This is a genomic window from Cyanobium sp. ATX 6F1 (genome assembly GCF_024346315.1).
In the GTDB taxonomy this organism is placed as follows: domain Bacteria; phylum Cyanobacteriota; class Cyanobacteriia; order PCC-6307; family Cyanobiaceae; genus ATX-6F1.
On sequence record NZ_JAGQCS010000001.1, the window covers coordinates 124226 to 142107 of the forward strand.

General features: G+C 69.4%; 21 protein-coding genes. 19 read left to right on the plus strand and 2 right to left on the minus strand.

Annotated features, from left to right (window positions below; genetic code table 11):
- Positions 1 to 2 precede the first annotated feature (2 nt).
- The gene (gene gyrA / locus KBZ13_RS00680; RefSeq protein WP_255005066.1) at positions 3 to 2687 is read right to left on the minus strand and encodes a DNA gyrase subunit A; all 2685 of its coding nucleotides are present in this window, start codon (positions 2685 to 2687) and stop codon (positions 3 to 5) included.
- Between the two features lie 46 nt (positions 2688 to 2733).
- On the opposite strand from gyrA, the gene KBZ13_RS00685 reads away from it, so the two are divergent.
- The 7 genes from KBZ13_RS00685 (at position 2734) to rsmD (ending at position 8597) form a co-directional block, all read left to right on the plus strand.
- Positions 2734 to 3888, plus strand: coding sequence for a homocysteine biosynthesis protein (locus KBZ13_RS00685; protein ID WP_255005067.1), 1155 nt, complete (start codon positions 2734 to 2736; stop codon positions 3886 to 3888).
- A gap of 66 nt (positions 3889 to 3954) precedes the next feature.
- Positions 3955 to 4581: a CAAD domain-containing protein gene (locus KBZ13_RS00690; protein ID WP_255005068.1), complete on the plus strand. Its 627-nt coding sequence runs from the start codon at positions 3955 to 3957 to the stop codon at positions 4579 to 4581.
- An 80-nt stretch (positions 4582 to 4661) separates the two neighbouring features.
- Entirely contained in the window at positions 4662 to 5825 is a 1164-nt protein-coding gene (locus KBZ13_RS00695; RefSeq protein WP_255005825.1) for a GuaB3 family IMP dehydrogenase-related protein, read from the plus strand.
- Between the two features lie 189 nt (positions 5826 to 6014).
- Positions 6015 to 6338 (plus strand): thioredoxin, encoded by a 324-nt coding sequence (trxA, locus tag KBZ13_RS00700; protein ID WP_255005069.1) that lies wholly within the window; start codon positions 6015 to 6017, stop codon positions 6336 to 6338.
- A 62-nt stretch (positions 6339 to 6400) separates the two neighbouring features.
- Positions 6401 to 7411, plus strand: a complete 1011-nt coding sequence (locus tag KBZ13_RS00705) for an LOG family protein (protein WP_255005070.1) — start codon at positions 6401 to 6403, stop codon at positions 7409 to 7411.
- Positions 7408 to 8046, plus strand: a complete 639-nt coding sequence (hisH, locus tag KBZ13_RS00710; RefSeq protein ID WP_255005071.1) for an imidazole glycerol phosphate synthase subunit HisH — start codon at positions 7408 to 7410, stop codon at positions 8044 to 8046. Before KBZ13_RS00705 ends, hisH begins: the two co-directional genes overlap by 4 nt.
- The gene (gene rsmD, locus KBZ13_RS00715) at positions 8043 to 8597 is read left to right on the plus strand and encodes a 16S rRNA (guanine(966)-N(2))-methyltransferase RsmD (RefSeq protein ID WP_255005072.1); all 555 of its coding nucleotides are present in this window, start codon (positions 8043 to 8045) and stop codon (positions 8595 to 8597) included. Before hisH ends, rsmD begins: the two co-directional genes overlap by 4 nt.
- A 45-nt stretch (positions 8598 to 8642) precedes the next feature.
- On the opposite strand, the gene petG is transcribed toward rsmD, so the two are convergent.
- Positions 8643 to 8756, minus strand: a complete 114-nt coding sequence (gene petG / locus KBZ13_RS00720) for a cytochrome b6-f complex subunit V (RefSeq protein ID WP_006041770.1) — start codon at positions 8754 to 8756, stop codon at positions 8643 to 8645.
- Between the two features lie 76 nt (positions 8757 to 8832).
- Here petG and KBZ13_RS00725 point away from each other — a divergent pair, with 76 nt between their 5' ends.
- From KBZ13_RS00725 to KBZ13_RS00780, 12 genes are all read left to right on the plus strand, one after another.
- Positions 8833 to 9219: a c-type cytochrome gene (locus KBZ13_RS00725; protein ID WP_255005073.1), complete on the plus strand. Its 387-nt coding sequence runs from the start codon at positions 8833 to 8835 to the stop codon at positions 9217 to 9219.
- On the plus strand, positions 9216 to 9974 hold the full coding sequence (locus KBZ13_RS00730) for an RNA methyltransferase (protein WP_255005074.1): 759 nt from the start codon (positions 9216 to 9218) through the stop codon (positions 9972 to 9974). The genes KBZ13_RS00725 and KBZ13_RS00730 overlap by 4 nt, the downstream gene beginning before the upstream one ends.
- 32 nt (positions 9975 to 10006) lie before the next feature.
- Positions 10007 to 11113: a serine hydrolase gene (locus KBZ13_RS00735; protein WP_255005075.1), complete on the plus strand. Its 1107-nt coding sequence runs from the start codon at positions 10007 to 10009 to the stop codon at positions 11111 to 11113.
- Positions 11110 to 12600 (plus strand): DUF3370 domain-containing protein, encoded by a 1491-nt coding sequence (locus tag KBZ13_RS00740; protein ID WP_255005076.1) that lies wholly within the window; start codon positions 11110 to 11112, stop codon positions 12598 to 12600. The genes KBZ13_RS00735 and KBZ13_RS00740 overlap by 4 nt, the downstream gene beginning before the upstream one ends.
- On the plus strand, positions 12597 to 13685 hold the full coding sequence (bchI, locus tag KBZ13_RS00745; protein ID WP_255005077.1) for a magnesium chelatase ATPase subunit I: 1089 nt from the start codon (positions 12597 to 12599) through the stop codon (positions 13683 to 13685). Before KBZ13_RS00740 ends, bchI begins: the two co-directional genes overlap by 4 nt.
- A gap of 16 nt (positions 13686 to 13701) precedes the next feature.
- A complete protein-coding gene (gene ruvC / locus KBZ13_RS00750) occupies positions 13702 to 14166 on the plus strand; it encodes a crossover junction endodeoxyribonuclease RuvC (protein WP_255005078.1) in 465 nt (154 codons plus the stop codon).
- Positions 14163 to 14762 (plus strand): 5-formyltetrahydrofolate cyclo-ligase, encoded by a 600-nt coding sequence (locus KBZ13_RS00755; protein ID WP_255005079.1) that lies wholly within the window; start codon positions 14163 to 14165, stop codon positions 14760 to 14762. The genes ruvC and KBZ13_RS00755 overlap by 4 nt, the downstream gene beginning before the upstream one ends.
- A 57-nt stretch (positions 14763 to 14819) precedes the next feature.
- The gene (locus KBZ13_RS00760) at positions 14820 to 15041 is read left to right on the plus strand and encodes a hypothetical protein (protein WP_255005080.1); all 222 of its coding nucleotides are present in this window, start codon (positions 14820 to 14822) and stop codon (positions 15039 to 15041) included.
- Positions 15042 to 15183: 142 nt separating this feature from the next.
- Positions 15184 to 15651 carry a hypothetical protein gene (locus KBZ13_RS00765; protein WP_255005081.1) on the plus strand — a complete coding sequence of 156 codons (468 nt, stop codon included), beginning with the start codon at positions 15184 to 15186 and terminating at the stop codon, positions 15649 to 15651.
- Positions 15652 to 15654: 3 nt separating this feature from the next.
- The gene (locus KBZ13_RS00770) at positions 15655 to 16077 is read left to right on the plus strand and encodes a SufE family protein (protein WP_255005082.1); all 423 of its coding nucleotides are present in this window, start codon (positions 15655 to 15657) and stop codon (positions 16075 to 16077) included.
- Between the two features lie 62 nt (positions 16078 to 16139).
- The gene (locus KBZ13_RS00775; protein ID WP_255005083.1) at positions 16140 to 17444 is read left to right on the plus strand and encodes a homoserine dehydrogenase; all 1305 of its coding nucleotides are present in this window, start codon (positions 16140 to 16142) and stop codon (positions 17442 to 17444) included.
- A gap of 188 nt (positions 17445 to 17632) precedes the next feature.
- Entirely contained in the window at positions 17633 to 17836 is a 204-nt protein-coding gene (locus KBZ13_RS00780) for a hypothetical protein (RefSeq protein WP_255005084.1), read from the plus strand.
- Positions 17837 to 17882 lie beyond the last annotated feature (46 nt).

Here is a 17882-nt window from a genome sequence, read left to right on the forward strand (position 1 = left end):
GCTCAGGCGTCCGGCAACGCGTCAGGGTCCTGGGAACCGCTGGGCTCGCCATCGGTGGCCCCAGGATCCATCGGCCCAGCCACCGTCGCCTCGTCACCTGTGGCTTCGCCGCCCGCGGCCTCGCCGGGCTCCTCCTCGGCCGCCGGGGGCACCAGCACCACCTCGGAGAGCCGGTCGCCGGAATCGAGCCGTTGCAGACGCACGCCGGTGGCCGCCCGCGACTGCTGTGGCACCGCATCGGCCTGCATGCGCACAATCACACCCTTCTCACTCACCAGCAGCAATTCCTCGCCGGCCCCCAGCACCTTGAGCCCCACCAGCACGTCACCGTCGCGGCGGAACTTGATCGCCCGCAGACCCAGTCCTGCGCGCTTCTGCAAACGGAACTGGTTCACCGGCACACGCTTGCCCAGGCCGCTGGCACTGGCCACCAGCACCCAGGGCCCCTCACTGGCGGTCGTCTCTTCAGACTCGCCATCAAGCTCCTCATCGGCTCCATCGCCGGAGCTGTTGGCAATCTGATCGGCGAGTTCCACCGGGAGCACATCCATGCTCACCAGTTCATCCCCCGGCCGCAGGGCCATGGCCCGCACCCCCCGCGCCGTGCGCCCCAGGGGCCGCAATTCTTCGTCGGTGATGCGGAAATGGATCGTCATCCCTTTGACCGAGCCGATCAGCACGCTGTCGCCGGGGAGGGCCAGGCGCACCCAGCGCAGGTCATCGCCCTCCTCAAGACCAATGGCGATCAGACCGTTGGAGCGGATGTTGGCAAAGGCCGACAGGCGCGTGCGCTTGATGTACCCGCCGCTGGTGAGCATCAGCAGTTGCACGTTGTCTTCGAAGGCAGTCACCGCCAGCAAGGACGTGATCTGCTCCTCGCGCGGGATCGGCAGCAGCTGAACGATCGGGGTGCCCTTGGCGGCGCGACTGGAGAAGGGCACCCGGTAGGCGGGCAGGGCATAGGCCACGCCGCGGTCGGAGAAGAGCAGCAAGGTGTCGTGGTCGTTGCAGCTGATGAACAGCCGCACCGCCTCCTCCCCCTGGCTCTTGGTGCCGGCCTTGCCGCGGGTGCCGCGGCTGGTGGCCTCGAACTCGCTCACCGGCATGCGCTTGAGGTAGCCGTTTTCGGTGAGCAGCACCACCGAACGCTCGTTGGCGATCAGGTCGATGTCTTCGAGGCCGCCTTCGAGATCCAGGATCTCCGTGCGGCGGGGGGAGTCGTAGCGGCTGCGGATCTGGCCCAGTTCCTCGGTGATCAGCCCCAGCACCCGTTCCCGGCGGCCGAGGATGTCGGTGTAGTCGGCGATCTTGGCGACCAGATCCGCGTGTTCCAGACGGATCTTGTCGGCCTCGAGGGCCGTGAGCCGTCGCAGCTGCATCTGCAGGATGGCGTCGGCCTGGATTTCGCTGAGGCCGTGGCGTTCCTGCAGCTGTTTCCGCGCTGTGGCGGTGTCGGCGGCGGCGCGGATCAGGGCGATGATCGGATCGAGTTGCTCGAGGGCCAGCAGCAGGCCCAGCAGAATGTGGTCGCGCTCCTCGGCCTTGCGCAGGAAATAACGCGTGCGCCGCTCGATGGTGGTGATGCGGAAATCGAGGAACACCTCGAGCATCTTGCGCAGGGTGAGCAGTACCGGCTCGCTGTTGACCAGCGCCAGCAGATGGGCCGAAAAATTGTTCTGCAGCGGGGTGAGCTTGAACAGGTTGTTCAGCACCACCTGGGGGTAGGCATCGCGGCGCAGTTCGATCACGATCCGCATGCCGTCGCGGTCGCTCTCATCACGGATGTCGGAGATGCCATCGAGCTTCTTGTCGTTGACCATCTCGGCGATGCGCTCGATCAGCGAAGCCTTGTTGGTTTGATAAGGGAGTTCGGTGATGATCACCGCGTCGCGGTCGGGGCGCCCTGGGACCTCAATCGTTTCGATCGCTGCCACCCCGCGCATGGTCACCGAGCCGCGGCCGGTCAGGTAGGTCTCGCGGATGCCTCGGCGCCCCAGGATCTGGCCGCCGGTCGGAAAATCGGGGCCGGGAATGATCGCCATCAAGGTGCGATCGTCGAGCTCCGGATTCTCAATCAAGGCCAGCAGGCCGTCGATCAGTTCGGTGAGGTTGTGGGGGGGAATGTTGGTGGCCATCCCCACGGCAATGCCGGAGGAGCCGTTGAGCAGCAGGTGGGGCACCCGCGCCGGCATCACGGTGGGTTCCTGCTGGGAACCATCGAAGTTGTCGATGTAATCGACCGTTTCAGCTTCGATGTCTTCAAGCAGGCTGTCGGTGGTGAGGGCCTGCAGGCGGGATTCCGTGTACCGCATCGCGGCTGGGGGATCGTTGTCGACCGAGCCGAAATTGCCGTGCCCATCGATCAGGGGCATGCGCATGGAGAAGTCCTGGGCCATGCGCACCAGGGCGTCGTAGACGGCTGTGTCTCCGTGGGGGTGGTACTTGCCGAGCACTTCGCCCACCACCCGGGCGCATTTCCGGTAGGGGCGATCACTGGTGAGGCCCAGTTCGTACATCGCATAGAGAATGCGGCGATGCACGGGTTTGAGGCCGTCGCGGGCATCGGGCAAGGCCCGTCCAACGATCACACTCATCGCATACTCCAGATAGGAGCGCGACATCTCAATGCGAAGGTCGGTCTGGATGATCCGCCCGTCGGATTCGCCGGGACCGGTTGGATCCGCCATGCATGACCATCTGAACCAACGATCAGTTTAACGAAACCCTGCGCCGATGCCTTTGCTGCCCCGCACGGAAGCCGAACTGCAGGAGCGCCAGCGCCGAGGGGATCTGCAGGTGCGTCCGGCGGCCGCCTACCGCGCCCTGGTGGCCGAGCTGGGGCTGGAGCAGGCCTACGCCAGCACCGATGTGGTCGTGGCCAGCAACGCGGAATTCACCGACCAGGCCACGCTGCAGCTCAGCCTGGGGCCCACGGACCCGCCGATTCGGGTGCGCGCGTTCCGCCTCGGCAATGTGGAGGGAGGGGGTGGCCATGGCGGCACCGACCTGCTGCTGCCGATCGGTGGAGGACTCAGCGAGCCCCAGCGACAGGGCGGTGCCCAGGTGCTGGCGGCCCTGCTGGCCGGTGAGGAGCTGGAACTGCTGGCCAGCGGCGAGGCCACGGCCCTCCATCCCCGCCGGGAACTGGAAACCCGCCTGAGCCTGGAGCGCATCGGCGCCGGCCGGCTGCTGCTGCATCGGGCGATCGGCGAGAACGGGGTGGTGGCGGTGAGCAGCGCCGAGGGGATCACCCGCAGCCCGTTCGGCCCCCTGCTGGGCCCCTACATCACGGCCCTCTACAGCTGTGGGGGAAGCGGCAGCATCGGTCTGACCATGCCGGGGCTGTCGTTGCTGGGGCCGGGCTCGCCGGTGCTGGTGGGTGGTGCCCTGGGCTGGGTGAGCGGCGCCGGCAGCGGCCATCTGCCGGACACCCGGCGGCTGCCCAGCGGCCACGCCCGCGTGCCCGGCGCCGTGGCGGCCGTGAGCGCCGACCTGCACGAGCTGCGCGCCGAATGGGTGCGGCCCACCTTCTTCGAGGGCCACGGCAGCGGCCTGCTGGTGGCGATCGCCGCCCCCGTCCCCTTGATCAACGCCACCGTGGCGCTGCAGGCGGCGGCGGAGAACGACCAGCTGGAAGCCCCGGTGCTGGATTTCTCGATCCCGCGGCGGGTCAAACCCGGTTTTGGCGGACTGCCCTACAGCCAGCTGCTCACGGGCCGGATTCAGGTGGATGGCCATGAGCTCAGCTGTGCCCCAGCCCACAGCCCGCGACTCGCCGAGGGCATTGCCGCCGAGCTGATCGAACGGCTGCGGGCGGGGCACTTCCCCCTGCGACTGCCGGCATGGCCGCTGAGCCGTCGCTCGGCCCTGATCCCCCTGGAAAGCTGATCCATGGCCGGGGGCCAAAGCGGGGAAACGCCGTAAGCTCCCCGGCGACGGCACCCCAGGCGACCGATGGTCGAATCCAGCGCCCCCGGGAACGGGGAGTCCACTCCGCCCACCTCCCCCTCGACGCCCTCCCCAACGCCCGCCACCCCAGAAATCGAATCCGTCGAAGCGGCAGACCCTGGCCAACCCCTGGCCGGCACCCATGGGGGCACCGCGACCGCCCCTGAAGCGACCACCGCTGAGCCGACGGGTGAACCGCCGATCGAGCCCGAAGCCGAATCCCCCGGCCTCCAGGTCAGCCCGGAGCCAGTCGCCACGGGCGAACCCACCTTCATCAGCAGCATCGAGGTGCCCGCCAGCCCCACGGCCGTTGGCGAGGGGGGCGAATGGGAGCTGTTGACCAGCAAGATCAGCCAGTGGTTGGAGGGCGGCCAACTACAGAGAAGCCTCCAAAGCGCGCGCACCCCCCTGCTGGCCCTTGGGGCCTTGATGGGCCTGGTGCTGGTGCTGCGGGTCTATGGGGCCCTGCTGGGGGCGATTGAGAGCCTGCCCCTGGTGAGCGGTCTGCTGGAGCTCGCCGGCGTGATCTGGCTGGCCCGCTTCGCCGCCGCCAACCTGGTGCGCAGCAGCGAACGCCAGAGGCTCCTGAGCGGGCTGCAGCGGCGCTGGAAGGCGTTTTTCGGCAACGACTGAGGCGTCCAGCCGCATCGGTTGCCTTGCGATTTGTAGCCAGGCCGGTTGATAGCTTGGCGCGACTGTCACAGCGCGCACCGGTGGACATTCAGCTAGGTCGTTCGCGAACCGTGCGTCGTGCCTATGGCATCGACGAAATCGCCCTTGTGCCGGGCGGACGGACCGTTGACCCCGAGGTCACCGACAGCCATTGGAGCATCGGCGGCTTCCGGCGGGAGATTCCGATCATCGCCAGCGCCATGGATGGCGTGGTCGATGTGGCCGTGGCCATCGAGCTCTCCCGCCTCGGTGCCCTGGGTGTCCTCAACATTGAGGGCGTCCAGACCCGCTACGACGATCCCAACCCCGTCCTGGATCGGATCGCGGCGGTGGGCAAGGAGGAGTTCGTGCCTCTGATGCAGGAGCTGTACAGCCAACCCGTGCGCGAAGACCTGATTCGTAAGCGCATCGCCGACATCAAGGCCGGTGGTGGCATTGCCGCCGTCAGCGCCACCCCCGTGGCCGCCCTGCGCTTCGGCCAGGCCATCGCCGAGGCCGGCGCCGACCTGCTGTTCGTGCAGGCCACGGTGGTCTCCACCGAGCACATCGGTCCCGAGGGCCGGGAAACCCTCGACCTGAGTGCTCTCTGCCGCGACCTGGGCGTCCCGGTGGCGATCGGCAACTGCGTCACCTACGAGGTGGCCCTGCAACTGATGCGAGCGGGAGCTGCGGCGGTGCTGGTCGGCATCGGCCCCGGAGCCGCCTGCACCTCCCGCGGGGTGCTCGGCGTGGGCATCCCCCAGGCCACGGCCGTAGCCGACTGCGCCTCCGCCCGAGACGATTACGAGCGCGAGAGCGGCCGCTACGTGCCGGTGATCGCCGATGGCGGCATCGTCACCGGGGGCGACATCTGCAAGTGCATCGCCTGCGGCGCCGACGCGGTGATGATCGGCTCCCCGATCGCCCGGGCGAGCGAAGCCCCCGGTCGGGGCTTCCACTGGGGCATGGCCACCCCCAGTCCGGTGCTGCCCAGGGGCACCCGCATCAAGGTGGGCACCACGGGCTCGCTGGAGAAAATCCTGCGCGGCCCGGCCGGCCTCGACGACGGCACCCAGAACCTGCTGGGGGCGCTGCGCACCTCCATGGGCACCCTGGGGGCCCGAAACCTTAAGGAGATGCAACAGGTGGAGGTGGTGGTGGCGCCATCACTGCTCACCGAAGGCAAGGTGTATCAGAAGGCCCAGCAACTGGGCATGGGCAAGTGATCCTCACCCAAAGACAGCTTCTAAACCACACGAGACGGGCGTAACCTGAGGACGTGGGGGCTACGGCTCGCACACTCCTCACACCCCCCAGCCCGGCGCGTCCGGGCCTTTTGTCTTTCACCTTGGCACCGGCGCGGGGATCTGCGGATAGGGGGTTGCTAGATTCGCGAAACCCTGATCTCCCCTCGGATGTCCAGCGCTGCTGCCGTCACCGACGCCTCCTTTGAGCTCGACGTGCTCAAGAGTGATGTGCCCGTGCTGGTGGACTTCTGGGCCCCCTGGTGTGGCCCCTGCCGCATGGTGGCTCCGATCGTCGAGGAGATCGCCAAGGAGTTCGAAGGCCGGATCAAGGTGTTCAAGCTCAACACCGACGAAAACCCCAACGTCGCCAGCCAGTACGGCATCCGCAGCATCCCCACCCTGATGGTCTTCAAGGGCGGCCAGAAGGTCGACACCGTCGTCGGGGCCGTGCCCAAGACCACCCTCTCCGGCACCATCTCCAAATACCTCTGAGTTCCCTCTCCACCCCGCCCCTGCCGCCCGGCCAGGGCCCCCTTGAGGCCCTGGACCGCCAGTTGCGGGGTCACCCCCAGCGCCGGCTGATCGAGCGGGCCCTGGTGAGCTTGCTTGAGATCAGCCGCGGTGAGTCCGACGAAGACAGCTGGCGCCTGATCAGTGGCGCCCTCGCCGACATCAGCGAGGCCCTTGCGGTCTTCCACTCCCGGCGAGCCACCCGCAAGATCACCGTGTTCGGCTCGGCCCGCACCGGGCCCAGCGATCCCGCCTATGCCGTCGCCGAAGAGCTGGCGGCGGCGGCGGTGGCTGAGGGTTTCGAGGTGATGACCGGTGCCGGCGGCGGCGTGATGGAGGCGGCCAACCGGGGGGCGGGCTGTGAGAGCAGCATCGGCCTGAACGTGGATCTGCCCTTCGAGCAGCACGCCAACCGCTACGTCAGTGGCTGCGATGGCCGCCTGCTGCACTTCCGCTATTTCTTCACCCGCAAGCTCTTCTTCCTGCGCGAGAGCGATGCCCTGGTGGTGCTCCCGGGGGGCTACGGCACTCTCGATGAACTGTTCGAGTCCCTCACCTTGATCCAGACGGGCCGCACCCCGCCGATCCCCCTGGTGCTCCTGGCCCCGGCGGGGGACGATTTCTGGGAAGGCTGGGAACAGCACATGCACGAAGGCCTCGCCAAGCGGGGGCTGATCTCCCCCGAGGACCACTCCCTGCTGATGCGGGCCCGCACCGCCCCCGAGGCGATCGCGCTGATCTGCCGCTTCTACCGGGTCTTCCATGCGGCCCAGTTCGGCGCTGATCGGCTGGAGTTGCTGCTGCACGTGCCCTTCCCCACGGCCCTGCTCCCCCCGTTGAACCACGCCTTCGCCGACCTGCTCGAGGAGGGATCGATCCAGGCCGGCGAGAGCTGCGACGACCGCGGCATCCTGCGGCCCTGCCTGCGGCTGCACATCGACAAGCGCCGCATCGGCCGGCTCTACCAGCTGATCGACCACCTCAATGCCCTGGATCTGCCCCCCAGCCAGGCGCTGGAGCATCCTGGCGAGCGCCTCTGCGCCGTCGAGTCATGAGCCGGATCGGCTTGATCGACTACGGCATGGGCAACCTCCATTCCGTCACCCGGGCCTTCGAGCGCCTCGGGGCCGAGGTGGTGCCGCTGCAGCGGGCCGAAGCCTTCGCGCACTGCCAGGCGCTGATCCTGCCGGGGGTGGGGGCCTTCGATCCGGCCATGGAGCGATTGCACCGCTCGGGCCTGGTGCCGGCCCTGGAGGCCTGGACCAGCGCCGGCCGCCCCTTGCTGGGGATCTGTCTGGGGCTGCAGCTGCTGTTCGAGGGCAGCGATGAAGGACAAGCCAAGGGCCTCGGTCTGATCAAGGGACGGGTGCGGGCCCTGCCCCGCAGCCCCGGCCACCCCGTGCCCCACATGGGCTGGGCGCCCCTGATTCCGGCGACCCCAAGCCCGCTGCTGCCAGCGGGGGGCGCAGCTGAGTGGGTCTACTTCGTGCATTCCTACGCCGCCGACCCCAGCGAGGCCTCCTGCGTCACCGCCCGGGTGGCCTTTGGCGAAACCCAGGTGACCGCGGCGCTCTGGCAGGGCCCGATAGCCGCCTGCCAGTTTCACCCGGAAAAATCCTCCAGCGATGGCCAGGCCCTGCTGCGGCGCTGGCTCGACTGGGTGGAGCGGTCCACAGCTGAAGCCCGATGAGTCTGCGGCTCAGTGGCGGCCGCAAGCTGATCAGTCCCCCGGGGGAGATCGCCCGCCCCACCACCGCGCGGGTGCGCCTGGCGGTGATGAACCTGCTGGCGCCGGATCTGGCCGGGGCCCGTTGGCTGGATCTGTTCTGCGGCAGCGGCGTGATGGGCTGCGAGGCCCTGCAGCGGGGGGCCGCCGCCGTGGTGGGGATCGAGCGCGACCGGCGGGTGGCCGCCGCCGCCCGCCGCAATCTGGAGGCGGTGGCGCTCGCTCGCTCGCTCGCGAGCGAACCCCCCTCCACCCAACTGGTGGCGCAGGAGGCCCTGGGCTGGCTGGAATCAGCGCCGGTCGCCCCCTTTGATCTGATCTATGCCGATCCGCCCTACGCAACGGAGCTCTACGGGCCCGTGGCGGAATGGGTGGCCCGGCGCGGCTGGCTGGTGGAGGGGGGGCGAATGCTGTGGGAATGCTCCAGCAAGGCGATCCCCGAGCTACCGAAGGGCTGGACGCTGCAGGACCAACGCCGCTATGGCGGCACCAGCGTGCTGATCCTCAGCCGCTGAAGTGGACTGCGGCGGAACCAGACGAGCGGAATCCAGACCAGGAGATCAGCCGCCCAGGGCACTGCCCCGGCGGTACTGGTTCCAGGCGGCCACGAACAGCCCCAGCAGGGTCACGGGGATCAGACCGAGCACGATGCCGCAGAGCAGGGGTTCGATCATGGAGGCGGCCGGTGAGGTCTTCGGTCCACAATTCTTCCATGGCCGAGGCAGGCTTGTCCCCTAGACCCGCGCAACTGTGACCAGCCCACCCGTCGCCGCTCCCTTGCCGCCGCAGCGTCGGGGCCTGATCGCCGCCCTGGTGCTGCTCGCCACCACCGCCTGCATCCTGTTGGTGATCGTGGTGCTGCCCGCCGCCCGCAGGGACCCCTACACCGTGAGCACCCTGGAGCTCAGCGGCTCGGCTGAGAATGGCGGCCGCCTGTTTTTGATCAACTGCGCCGGCTGCCATGGCATCGCCGCCCAGGGGGTGGTCGGGCCCAACCTGCACGGGGTCAGCCAGAGGCGCACCGACGCCAGATTGATCCGCCAGGTGGTCAGCGGCAGCACCCCACCCATGCCCAAGTTCCAGCCCGAACCCCAGGCCATGGCCGACCTGCTGGCCTACCTGCACAGCCTGGTTTGAGCAGCGCGGCCCAACCGCTGCTGGTGCTGGTGGAGCCGGCCGGTCCGTTGAACGTGGGCAGCGTCGCCCGCCTGGCGGCCAACTTCGGGCTCCAGCAGCTGCGTCTGGTGGCTCCCCGCTGCGATCACCTGGGGGAGGAGGCGCGCCGGATGGCGGTCCATGCCCAGCCGCTGCTGGAGCGCGCCCAGCTTTTCGCTGATCTGTCCGCCGCCCTGGCCGACTGCCGTCGGGTGGTGGCCTGCAGCGGGCGAGTGGATTCCGACGCCGTGCCGATGGAACCACCGTCGGGCGCCCTGACCTGGCTGCTGGCGGCCGAGGAAGCCGCCCCCACCGCCCTGGTGTTCGGCCGCGAAGATCGGGGCCTGAGCACCGATGAGCTGCTGCTGGCCGGGCGCGTGCTTCAGCTCTCCACCGACGACGGTTATCCCTCGCTGAATCTCTCCCACGCCGTGGCGATCGCCCTGCACGAACTGCGGCGCCTCGCGGCGGTGGACCCCGCTGCGCCGGCGGCGGCCCATGGCGGGGCTGAACCTGACACCAGCGACCCCGCCCTGCGGGGGGATCTGGAGGCCTCCTTGAGCGATGCCGAAGAGTTGTTGCTGGAGGTGGGGTTTCTGCTGCCCCACACCCGCCATGCCCGCATGGCCAAGGTGCGCGCCCTGCTGCAGAGGGCCCGGATCACCAGTGAGGAAGTGGCCCTGGTCCGGGGCATGGTCCGGCAACTGCGCTGGGCGAGCCGCAGGCCAACCTCTTAGGGTCGCCCCAGTTCCTGGCAACCTCTTCGCCCGTGAGTTCCGGCCGCCCCACCCGCCCTGGATCCGGAAGCTGGGGACGCCCCCTGCGCCTGGTGCTGAGGCTCCTGGTGATCGGGGTCGGTCTGGGGGTGATCACCGGCACCGCCCTGAAGCTGCTGGCACCGCGGCTGGCCAAGGGGGGGCTGGGGGGAATCGGTGCGCTGACGACAACCAAACTCCCGCCCGTGTCCGGGGCCCTGCAGGGCCTGCAGCGGGGTCTCCCCCTGGGCCGCTTCGAGCCCAGAACCGAACTCACCGCCCTGAGCCAAAGCTGGGCCGCCCTGGCCGCCGCCCAGAAGGACCTGAAGGTCTCGGGCTACCTGCTGGTGCTCGATGACGGGCGCTACGCCCAGCTCAATGCCGACACCCCCCTGCCGGCCGCCAGTTCGATCAAAAGCCCGGTCCTGCTGGCGGCCCTGGAGGATCTCGATGCCGGAAAGCTGCGCTGGAACGAGCCCCTGATCCTCAGCAAGGAGGTGATCGGCGCCGGCGCCGGCTGGATGGCGAACAAACCGCTGGGCACGCGCTTCCCCTTCTATGAGGCGGCCACCGAGATGATCCGGGTGAGCGACAACAGCGCCACCAACCTTCTGATCAAGCGGCTGGGGGGCAAGCTGGCCGTCAACGCCCGCTTCCAGGGGCTGGGGCTGGGGGCCTCGGTGATCAACAACTGGCTGCCGGATCTCGATGGCACCAACACCACCAGTGCCCACGACCTGGCCCGCACCATCGCCCTGGTGGACACCGGAGACAAACTCAGCCCCCGGGCCCGGGACCTCTTCCGGGAAATCATGGGGAAATCCCGCACCAACACCTTGATCCCCCTGGGGGTGCTGCAGGGTCTGGGGGGAGATTCTTCCGACCCTGACGGCGAGCTGCTGGCCAAGGGCATCACCATCTACAACAAGACCGGCGACATCGGCATCGCCTACGCCGATGCCGGCCTGATCGAATTGCCCAACGGCCAGCGGGCGGTGGCCGCCTTCATGGTCAAGGGCCCCTTCAACGATCCCCGCTCCACCGACCTGATCCGCGCCATGGCCGCCGCCGCCGCCAAAGCGCTGGTGGGGCCTGCCGCAGCCACCGCCGCGACCCCATGACCTGGCGCCTCCTGACTCCAGGGCTGCTGCTGGCCCTGCTGCCGGCGTCCCTGACGGGCCCGCCCGGCGCCGCGGCCCAGGGCACCCTTGCCGTGGCCCCGGCGAAGGCTCCGCCCGAGGTGGTGCTGCGCCCCCAGCAGGTGCGGCCGCTGCCGGGCGGCCTCGATTCGGTGCTGGTGCTGAACGACAACAACCCCGAACTGATCCGCAGCCAGGGGATCCTGCTCTCCAGCTTCGAGCCGAAGGCCGTGATCGCCGGGCAGCCCCTCGCGGTGCCCGGTGCCCACCTGGATCTGCCGTTGCAGGGCCGCTTCGAGCTCTTCAGTCACCATGTCTATGCCGGCCGGCCGGAAAGCGCCGATTCCACCCTCTGGCTGGGGGTGGTGGCCGCCCCCCGGGGCACCCGACCCGTTCGCCTGCGGCTGGTGGCCGGGGCCACGGCGTTGTCCCAGTCGAATGATCCACGCCAACCGGCCGCCCCTTTCCTGCCCCTGCCCCCCCTGCTGAGCCAGAACGGCGAGGGCCCCTACGCCGGTCCCGGCAGCCGTGTGGCGGGCGAACTGCTGACCCGTCAGCCCCGCAACCCGCTGCTGAGCGAGCAGTGGACGCTGCTGCCGGGTCAGCTCACCACCCTGCTGGCCCTGCCCCTGCCGGTGCGGGGCCTCGATCCCCTGCTCAACGGCCGCAACCTGCAGCTGCGCCTGGAGAGTGACGGACCGGTGTCGGTGGCCACCCTGGCCAGCCTGGGCGGGGATCAACCGCCGGCCGAAGCGGAGTGGGCGCTGCTGCTGCAGGGGGATCTGAGCCCCAAGGAGCATCCCCCCTCCCCCCTGGGCAGCCCTGGGCCGATCATCTATTCGCGCGTCAGTGGCCTCCAGCAGGGCAGCCTCTGGCGCGCCAGCCTCAGCGATCCGGGCAAGACCACCCTGTCGGTGCGCAGCGCGCCGGTGTCCTGGCCGATCAGCAGCCTGGAACGGGGCCGGCTGGGCAGCGGCCAGGTGCAGACCGCCCTCCTGAAACGCCGCTACCCCGAGACCGCCTGGGCCGCCCACGGCAACTACGGCATCGAATACGACCTCACCCTGCCCCTGCTCAACGACACCAGCGCCCCGGTGCGCCTACAGCTGGCCCTCGACTCCCCCCTCAAGGGGGATGCCCCGATCGGCGGCCTGCGCTTCAACGTCAGCCCGCCACGGGCGGTCACCTTCCGGGGCCTGATCGAGGTGCAGGGCCTCGATGGACCCTCCGGCCGCGCCAGTGGTCCCAAGGGGTTCCATCTGGTGCTGCGCCAGGGCCAGAGCGGGCCAGCCCTGGGCACGGTCAGCCTGGCGCCCCGGGAGCTGCGGCGCCTGCGCGTGCGCCTGATCTACCCCGCCGATGCCACCCCGCCCCAGGCGCTGACGTTGCTGCCGATCGCTGAGTCGCCCCCGGCCGGAGAACCAAGGCCGGCTGTGAAACAATCCGGAGTTTCTCCAGGCACGCCGTGAGTCCGAACCGGAAGCGCAGGGTCTTCCCCTTCACCGCCATCGTCGGGCAGGAGGAGATGAAGCTGGCGCTGCTGCTGAACGTGATCGATCCCCGCATCGGCGGCGTGATGATCATGGGAGACCGGGGCACGGGCAAATCCACGGCGATCCGGGCCCTGGCCGACCTGCTTCCCGAGATCGACGTGGTGGCGGGCGATCCCTACAACAGCTCGCCCACGGATCCCGATCTGCAGAGCGCCGAGGTGCGCCAGCGGGCCGAGAACGGCGAAACCCTGGCCGTGGAGCCCCGTCAGGTGCCGATGGTGGACCTGCCCCTGGGGGCCACCGAAGACCGGCTCTGCGGCACCATCGACATCGAAAAGGCCCTGAGCGAGGGCATCCGCGCCTTCGAGCCCGGTCTGCTGGCCAAGGCCAACCGCGGCCTGCTCTACGTCGATGAGGTGAACCTGCTCGATGACCACCTGGTGGATGTGCTGCTGGATTCAGCGGCCTCGGGGTGGAACACGGTGGAGCGCGAAGGGGTCTCCGTGCGCCACCCCGCCCGGTTCGTGCTGATCGGCTCGGGCAACCCCGAGGAGGGGGAACTCAGGCCCCAGCTGCTGGATCGCTTCGGCATGAGCGTGGAGGTGCGCACCGTGCGCGATCCGGAATTGCGGGTGCAGGTGGTGGACCAGCGCACGGGTTTCGACGCCGACCCCGACGGCTTCAACGACCTGGTGCAACCCAACCAGGACGCCCTGCAGCAAAGGGTGGTGGAGGCCCAGCAACGGTTGCCCCTGGTGGCCCTTGACCCCGACCTGCGCATCCGCATCTCGTCGGTCTGCGGCGAGCTGGACGTGGACGGCCTGCGCGGTGACATCGTCACCAACCGCGCGGCCCGGGCCCTGGCCGCCTTCGAGGGGCGCACCGAGGTGACCGACGACGACGTGGCCCGGGTGGTGGCCTGCTGCCTGCGCCACCGCCTGCGCAAGGACCCGCTGGAGCAGATCGACTCGGGCGATCGGGTGGTGAAGGTGTTCTGCAAGGTGTTCGAGCGGCCCGAACCCAGCGACCGCAGCGCCTTCAGCCTCGTGCTGACGGGGTGAAGGCCCCTGTGGTGGCGTGAGGATCCTGGGCATCGACCCCGGCCTGGCCCGGGTCGGCTACGGGGTCATCGACACCGGCGGCGGCCGCCAGGCCCTGGTGGATTGCGGTGTGATCCAGACCCTGCCCGGTCGGCCGGAGGGGGAAAGGCTGGTGGAGATCGCCCGGGACCTGCGCTCCCTGGTGCGCACCTGGCGCCCCGAGCTGGCGGCGGTGGAGAAGTTCTTCTTTTACCGCTCGAGCACCACGATCTCCGTGGTGCAGGCCCGGGGGGTGGTGATGATGACCCTGGCCCGCCTGAACGTGCCGGCGGTGGAGTTTCCCCCCATGCAGGTGAAGCTGGCCCTCACCGGCTCCGGCCACGCCGATAAAGATGAGGTGCTCGAAGCGGTGATGCGGGAGCTGAGTCTTCAGGAACCCCCCCGCCCGGATGATGCCGCCGACGCCCTGGCGGTGGCCCTCACCGGCTGGTTCCAGCGATGAGCGAGGGCCCGCCGCTGGCCGGCGCCTCCGGCAAAGCCGCGCTGCGCCGGGAGTGGCGATCGCGCCGGCTGGCCCTGGTGGCGGAAGCCCAGGAGGCGTTGTTGAACGTCGCGATGGCCCTGGTGCCGCCCCTGGTGGGGCCGGGCCGGCGCCTGGGGCTCTACTGGCCCCTGGCCGGGGAGCCCGATCTGCGGCCCCTGGCGGATCAGCTGAGCGGGCGCCTGGCCCTGCCGGCGGTGGTTCAAGGAAATTCGGAGTCCGAACGGCAGCTCATCTACCGCACCTGGGACCCCACGACGCCGCTCGCCGCGGATGCCTGCCGCGTGCCGGCCCCGGCTAGGGGGATGGCCCTGGGGGCGGATGAACTCGCCCTGCTGCTGGTGCCGGCGCTGGCCTTGGATCGCCGCGGCCTGCGCCTCGGCACGGGCGGCGGCTGGTATGACCGCCTGCGCCAGGACCCCAGCTGGCGCGGCGTTCCCGCCCTGATCGTCGCCCCCTCGCTCTGCCGACTGGCTGCGCTGCCGGCCGATCCATGGGATGTGCCCTTCGATGGCTGGCTGGACGAAACGGGGCTCCATTGGTTGCAACCTGTGTAACTGCTGGTGGCCCAGCGGCGCTTGGGCCCGACATTTGCCAAGATCGTGGCTGCACGAATGGTTTCCTCTGTGGATTCACCGTCGGTCGATCCGAAGCTTTCCCCGGCCGCCCGCATCTCCACAGCCTTCAGCGGCATGGGTTCGGTCGCCGATCGCGTGATCGCCTCGGAACTGCGCCACCGGGATCAGACCAGCGAAGCGCTCTCGATGATGGTGAGCTCCATGGTGCGCATGGTGCAGGCCGGCAAGACCAGCAACGGCCGTTGGTCCACCTCCTGAGCTGCGCTTGACTGGTTCAAGGAACAGCGTGAGCCGCCCGATGTCCCGCCCATCATCATTGGTCGGATCGTTTTGCCACGGAGTCAGCCCTGGCGGCCCACCTCGCGTTGGCCCCGGCCTGATCAACGTCCTGGTCCTGGGGGTGGCCCTGATCACGGCGGTGGAAGGCGGGGCCGCCCGGGCCCACGCGATTGAAAGCAGTCTGGAGCGCCTGCAGTCGGTGCGCGATGGGCTCACCCTGCAGAGCCACTTCTCCAGTGGCGAACCCACCGCGAATGCCCTGGTGCGGTTGGTGCCCCCCGATGGTGCCGAGGCCGTGGAGGTGGGCCGCACCGACGCCAGTGGCCGCCTCAGCTTCGCCCTGCCCAAGGGGAGCAACGGCACCTGGGAGGTGCAGGTGGATGGAGGGCCCGGCCACCGCGACTACCTCGAACTGCCGGTGCGCAAGGGTCAGGCCCAGCTCGATCGACTCAGCCAGCAGCCCAACCCAGCCGGCGGTCCCTTCGGTCTCTCGCCCCTGCATGGCCTGCTGATGCTGGGCGGTCTGGGCAGCCTCGGGGGCGTGCTGATCGCCCATCGCCAGGGGCGCCGGTCGTCCCCCCGCGCCTGAGCGATGGCCACCGGCAGTGAGGCTCTCGATCAGATCGTGGCGCGGCTCAAGGGCAGCACGGACCCCAAACGTCGCTACGAATACGTGCTCTGGCTGGCGCGCAAGCTCGCCCCCTTCCCCGAGGAGTTGCGTCAGGAGGTCTTCAAGGTGCGCGGCTGCGTCTCCCAGGTGTACGTGGTGGCCCAGCTGGTGGACGGCCGTCTGCACTGGCAGGGGGATGCGGACGCCCAGATCACCAAGGGGCTGCTGGCCCTGTTGATGGCGGGGCTCGAGGGCCTCAGCCCAGCCGAGGCGGCGGCGATCGACCCCGCCTTCCTGGCCGAGACCGGCCTGCAGGCGAGCCTCACCCCCTCAAGGGCCAACGGCTTTCTGAACATCCTCAAGCTGATGCAGGCCCAGGCCCGTGGCCTGGAATCGGTCGCCTGAGCCGCTGGGCTTCCCACCGGCCGGTCGATTTCTAGGATCAGGGGCTTGAAGGCTCCACAGGCATGACCATCGGCGTCGGATTGCTCGGTCTTGGCACGGTGGGAGCCGGCGTGGCCGACATCCTGCTGAACCCCTCCGGGCGCCATCCGCTGGTGGAGCAGCTGGAGCTGCGCCGGGTGGCCGTGCGTGATCCGGGTCGGGCCAGGCCCCTGGCGCTGGACGAGCACCTGCTCAGCACCGACGCCGAGGCGGTGGTGGACGATCCCGCCGTGGAGATTGTGGTGGAGCTGATCGGTGGGCTGGAGCCGGCCCGCAGCCTGATCCTGCGCGCGATCGCCGCCGGCAAACCGGTGGTGACCGCCAACAAGGCCGTGATCGCCCGGTACGGCCAGGAGATCGCCGCCGCCGCCGCCGCTCGCGGGGTCTACGTGCTGATCGAGGCCGCCGTGGGCGGCGGCATCCCGATCATCGAACCGCTGAAGCAATCGCTCGGGGCCAACCGCATTCAGAGGGTGAGCGGCATCATCAACGGCACCACCAACTACATCCTCAGCCGCATGGCCGCCGAAGGGGCGGCCTATGGCGAGGTGCTGGCCGATGCCCAGCGGCTGGGGTACGCCGAGGCCGACCCCGCCGCCGATGTGGAAGGGGGCGACGCCGCCGACAAGATCTCGATCCTGGCCGGCCTGGCCTACGGGGGCAGCATCGAGCGCAGCGCCATTCCCACGGAGGGCATCAGCCGCCTGGAGGGCCGTGATGTGGACTACGCCGCCCAGCTGGGGTTCGTGGTCAAGCTGCTGGCGGTGGCCGAGCACCTGGGCAGTGACCCCGACGGCACCCAGAGGCTGGACGTGCGTGTCCATCCCACCCTGCTGCCCAAGGAGCACCCCCTGGCGGGGGTCGATGGGGTCAACAACGCCATCCTTGTGGAGGGGGATCCCGTGGGCCGGGTGATGTTCTACGGGCCCGGGGCCGGCGCCGGGCCCACGGCATCGGCGGTGGTGGCGGACATCTTGAACATCGCCGGCATCCGTCAGGCCTCCGGAGCGGACGGTGCCCTCGATCCATTGCTGGCGGCCGGAAGCTGGCGCCAGTGCCGACTGGTGGACAGCGGCAGCACCCAGCACCGCAACTACGTGCGCCTGCAAACCAGCGACGAGGCGGGGGTGATCGGGCAGATCGGCACCTGTTTCGGCCGCGAGCAGGTCTCGATCCAGTCGATTGTGCAGTTCGAAACCTCTGGCGGGGCCGCCGAAATCGTCGTGATCACCCATGAGGTGAGCGAGGCCCGCTTCCGCTCCGCCCTGAGCGCCATCGACGAGCTTCCGGAGGTGCAGGCGGTGGCCGCAACGCTCAGGACTCTCTGACATAAGGCGCCTGGAGTGGCCGCCCTCCCAGGTCGTGGGGCACGATGGAAGCAATCCTTAAGAGTTCGTTGACAAGCCCCGGTCCGTTCAACGGTCCCGCCGCCGAACGACCCACCCGGCCTTAGCACTCTCTACCCCGTTCCCGTCCACCCACCCACGAGCCCAGGCTCTTTTGCGCGACGCGCCCTATGACGCTCCACCAAGGCGATTGCATCCGCCTCCACTCCGACGACCAGCTGTACCAGGTGATCGGCGTCGATGACCGCCACGACCGTTGCTGGGTCCGCGCCTGGCCCCTGGCCCCCGACGGGTCGCCCGTGTTTGAAATTTCCCTGCAACAGCTGGCCAACGAACGCCACCCCCTGCCCCGCCGCAGCCTGCAGCCGTCTTGAATGGCGGCCTGTTGAACCTCCGGGCTTGCGCGCGCTGAACAGGCTG

Bases quoted from the DNA above. Each gene is read 5' to 3' on its own strand.
- gyrA (WP_255005066.1), bottom strand. From the start codon at position 2,687: ATGGCGGATCCAACCGGTCCCGGCGAATCCGACGGGCGGATCATCCAG.
- KBZ13_RS00685 (WP_255005067.1), top strand. From the start codon at position 2,734: ATGCCTTTGCTGCCCCGCACGGAAGCCGAACTGCAGGAGCGCCAGCGC.
- KBZ13_RS00690 (WP_255005068.1), top strand. From the start codon at position 3,955: ATGGTCGAATCCAGCGCCCCCGGGAACGGGGAGTCCACTCCGCCCACC.
- trxA (WP_255005069.1), top strand. From the start codon at position 6,015: ATGTCCAGCGCTGCTGCCGTCACCGACGCCTCCTTTGAGCTCGACGTG.
- hisH (WP_255005071.1), top strand. From the start codon at position 7,408: ATGAGCCGGATCGGCTTGATCGACTACGGCATGGGCAACCTCCATTCC.
- rsmD (WP_255005072.1), top strand. From the start codon at position 8,043: ATGAGTCTGCGGCTCAGTGGCGGCCGCAAGCTGATCAGTCCCCCGGGG.
- petG (WP_006041770.1), bottom strand. From the start codon at position 8,756: ATGATCGAACCCCTGCTCTGCGGCATCGTGCTCGGTCTGATCCCCGTG.
- KBZ13_RS00740 (WP_255005076.1), top strand. From the start codon at position 11,110: ATGACCTGGCGCCTCCTGACTCCAGGGCTGCTGCTGGCCCTGCTGCCG.
- KBZ13_RS00755 (WP_255005079.1), top strand. From the start codon at position 14,163: ATGAGCGAGGGCCCGCCGCTGGCCGGCGCCTCCGGCAAAGCCGCGCTG.
- KBZ13_RS00760 (WP_255005080.1), top strand. From the start codon at position 14,820: ATGGTTTCCTCTGTGGATTCACCGTCGGTCGATCCGAAGCTTTCCCCG.
- KBZ13_RS00770 (WP_255005082.1), top strand. From the start codon at position 15,655: ATGGCCACCGGCAGTGAGGCTCTCGATCAGATCGTGGCGCGGCTCAAG.
- KBZ13_RS00775 (WP_255005083.1), top strand. From the start codon at position 16,140: ATGACCATCGGCGTCGGATTGCTCGGTCTTGGCACGGTGGGAGCCGGC.
- KBZ13_RS00780 (WP_255005084.1), top strand. From the start codon at position 17,633: ATGACGCTCCACCAAGGCGATTGCATCCGCCTCCACTCCGACGACCAG.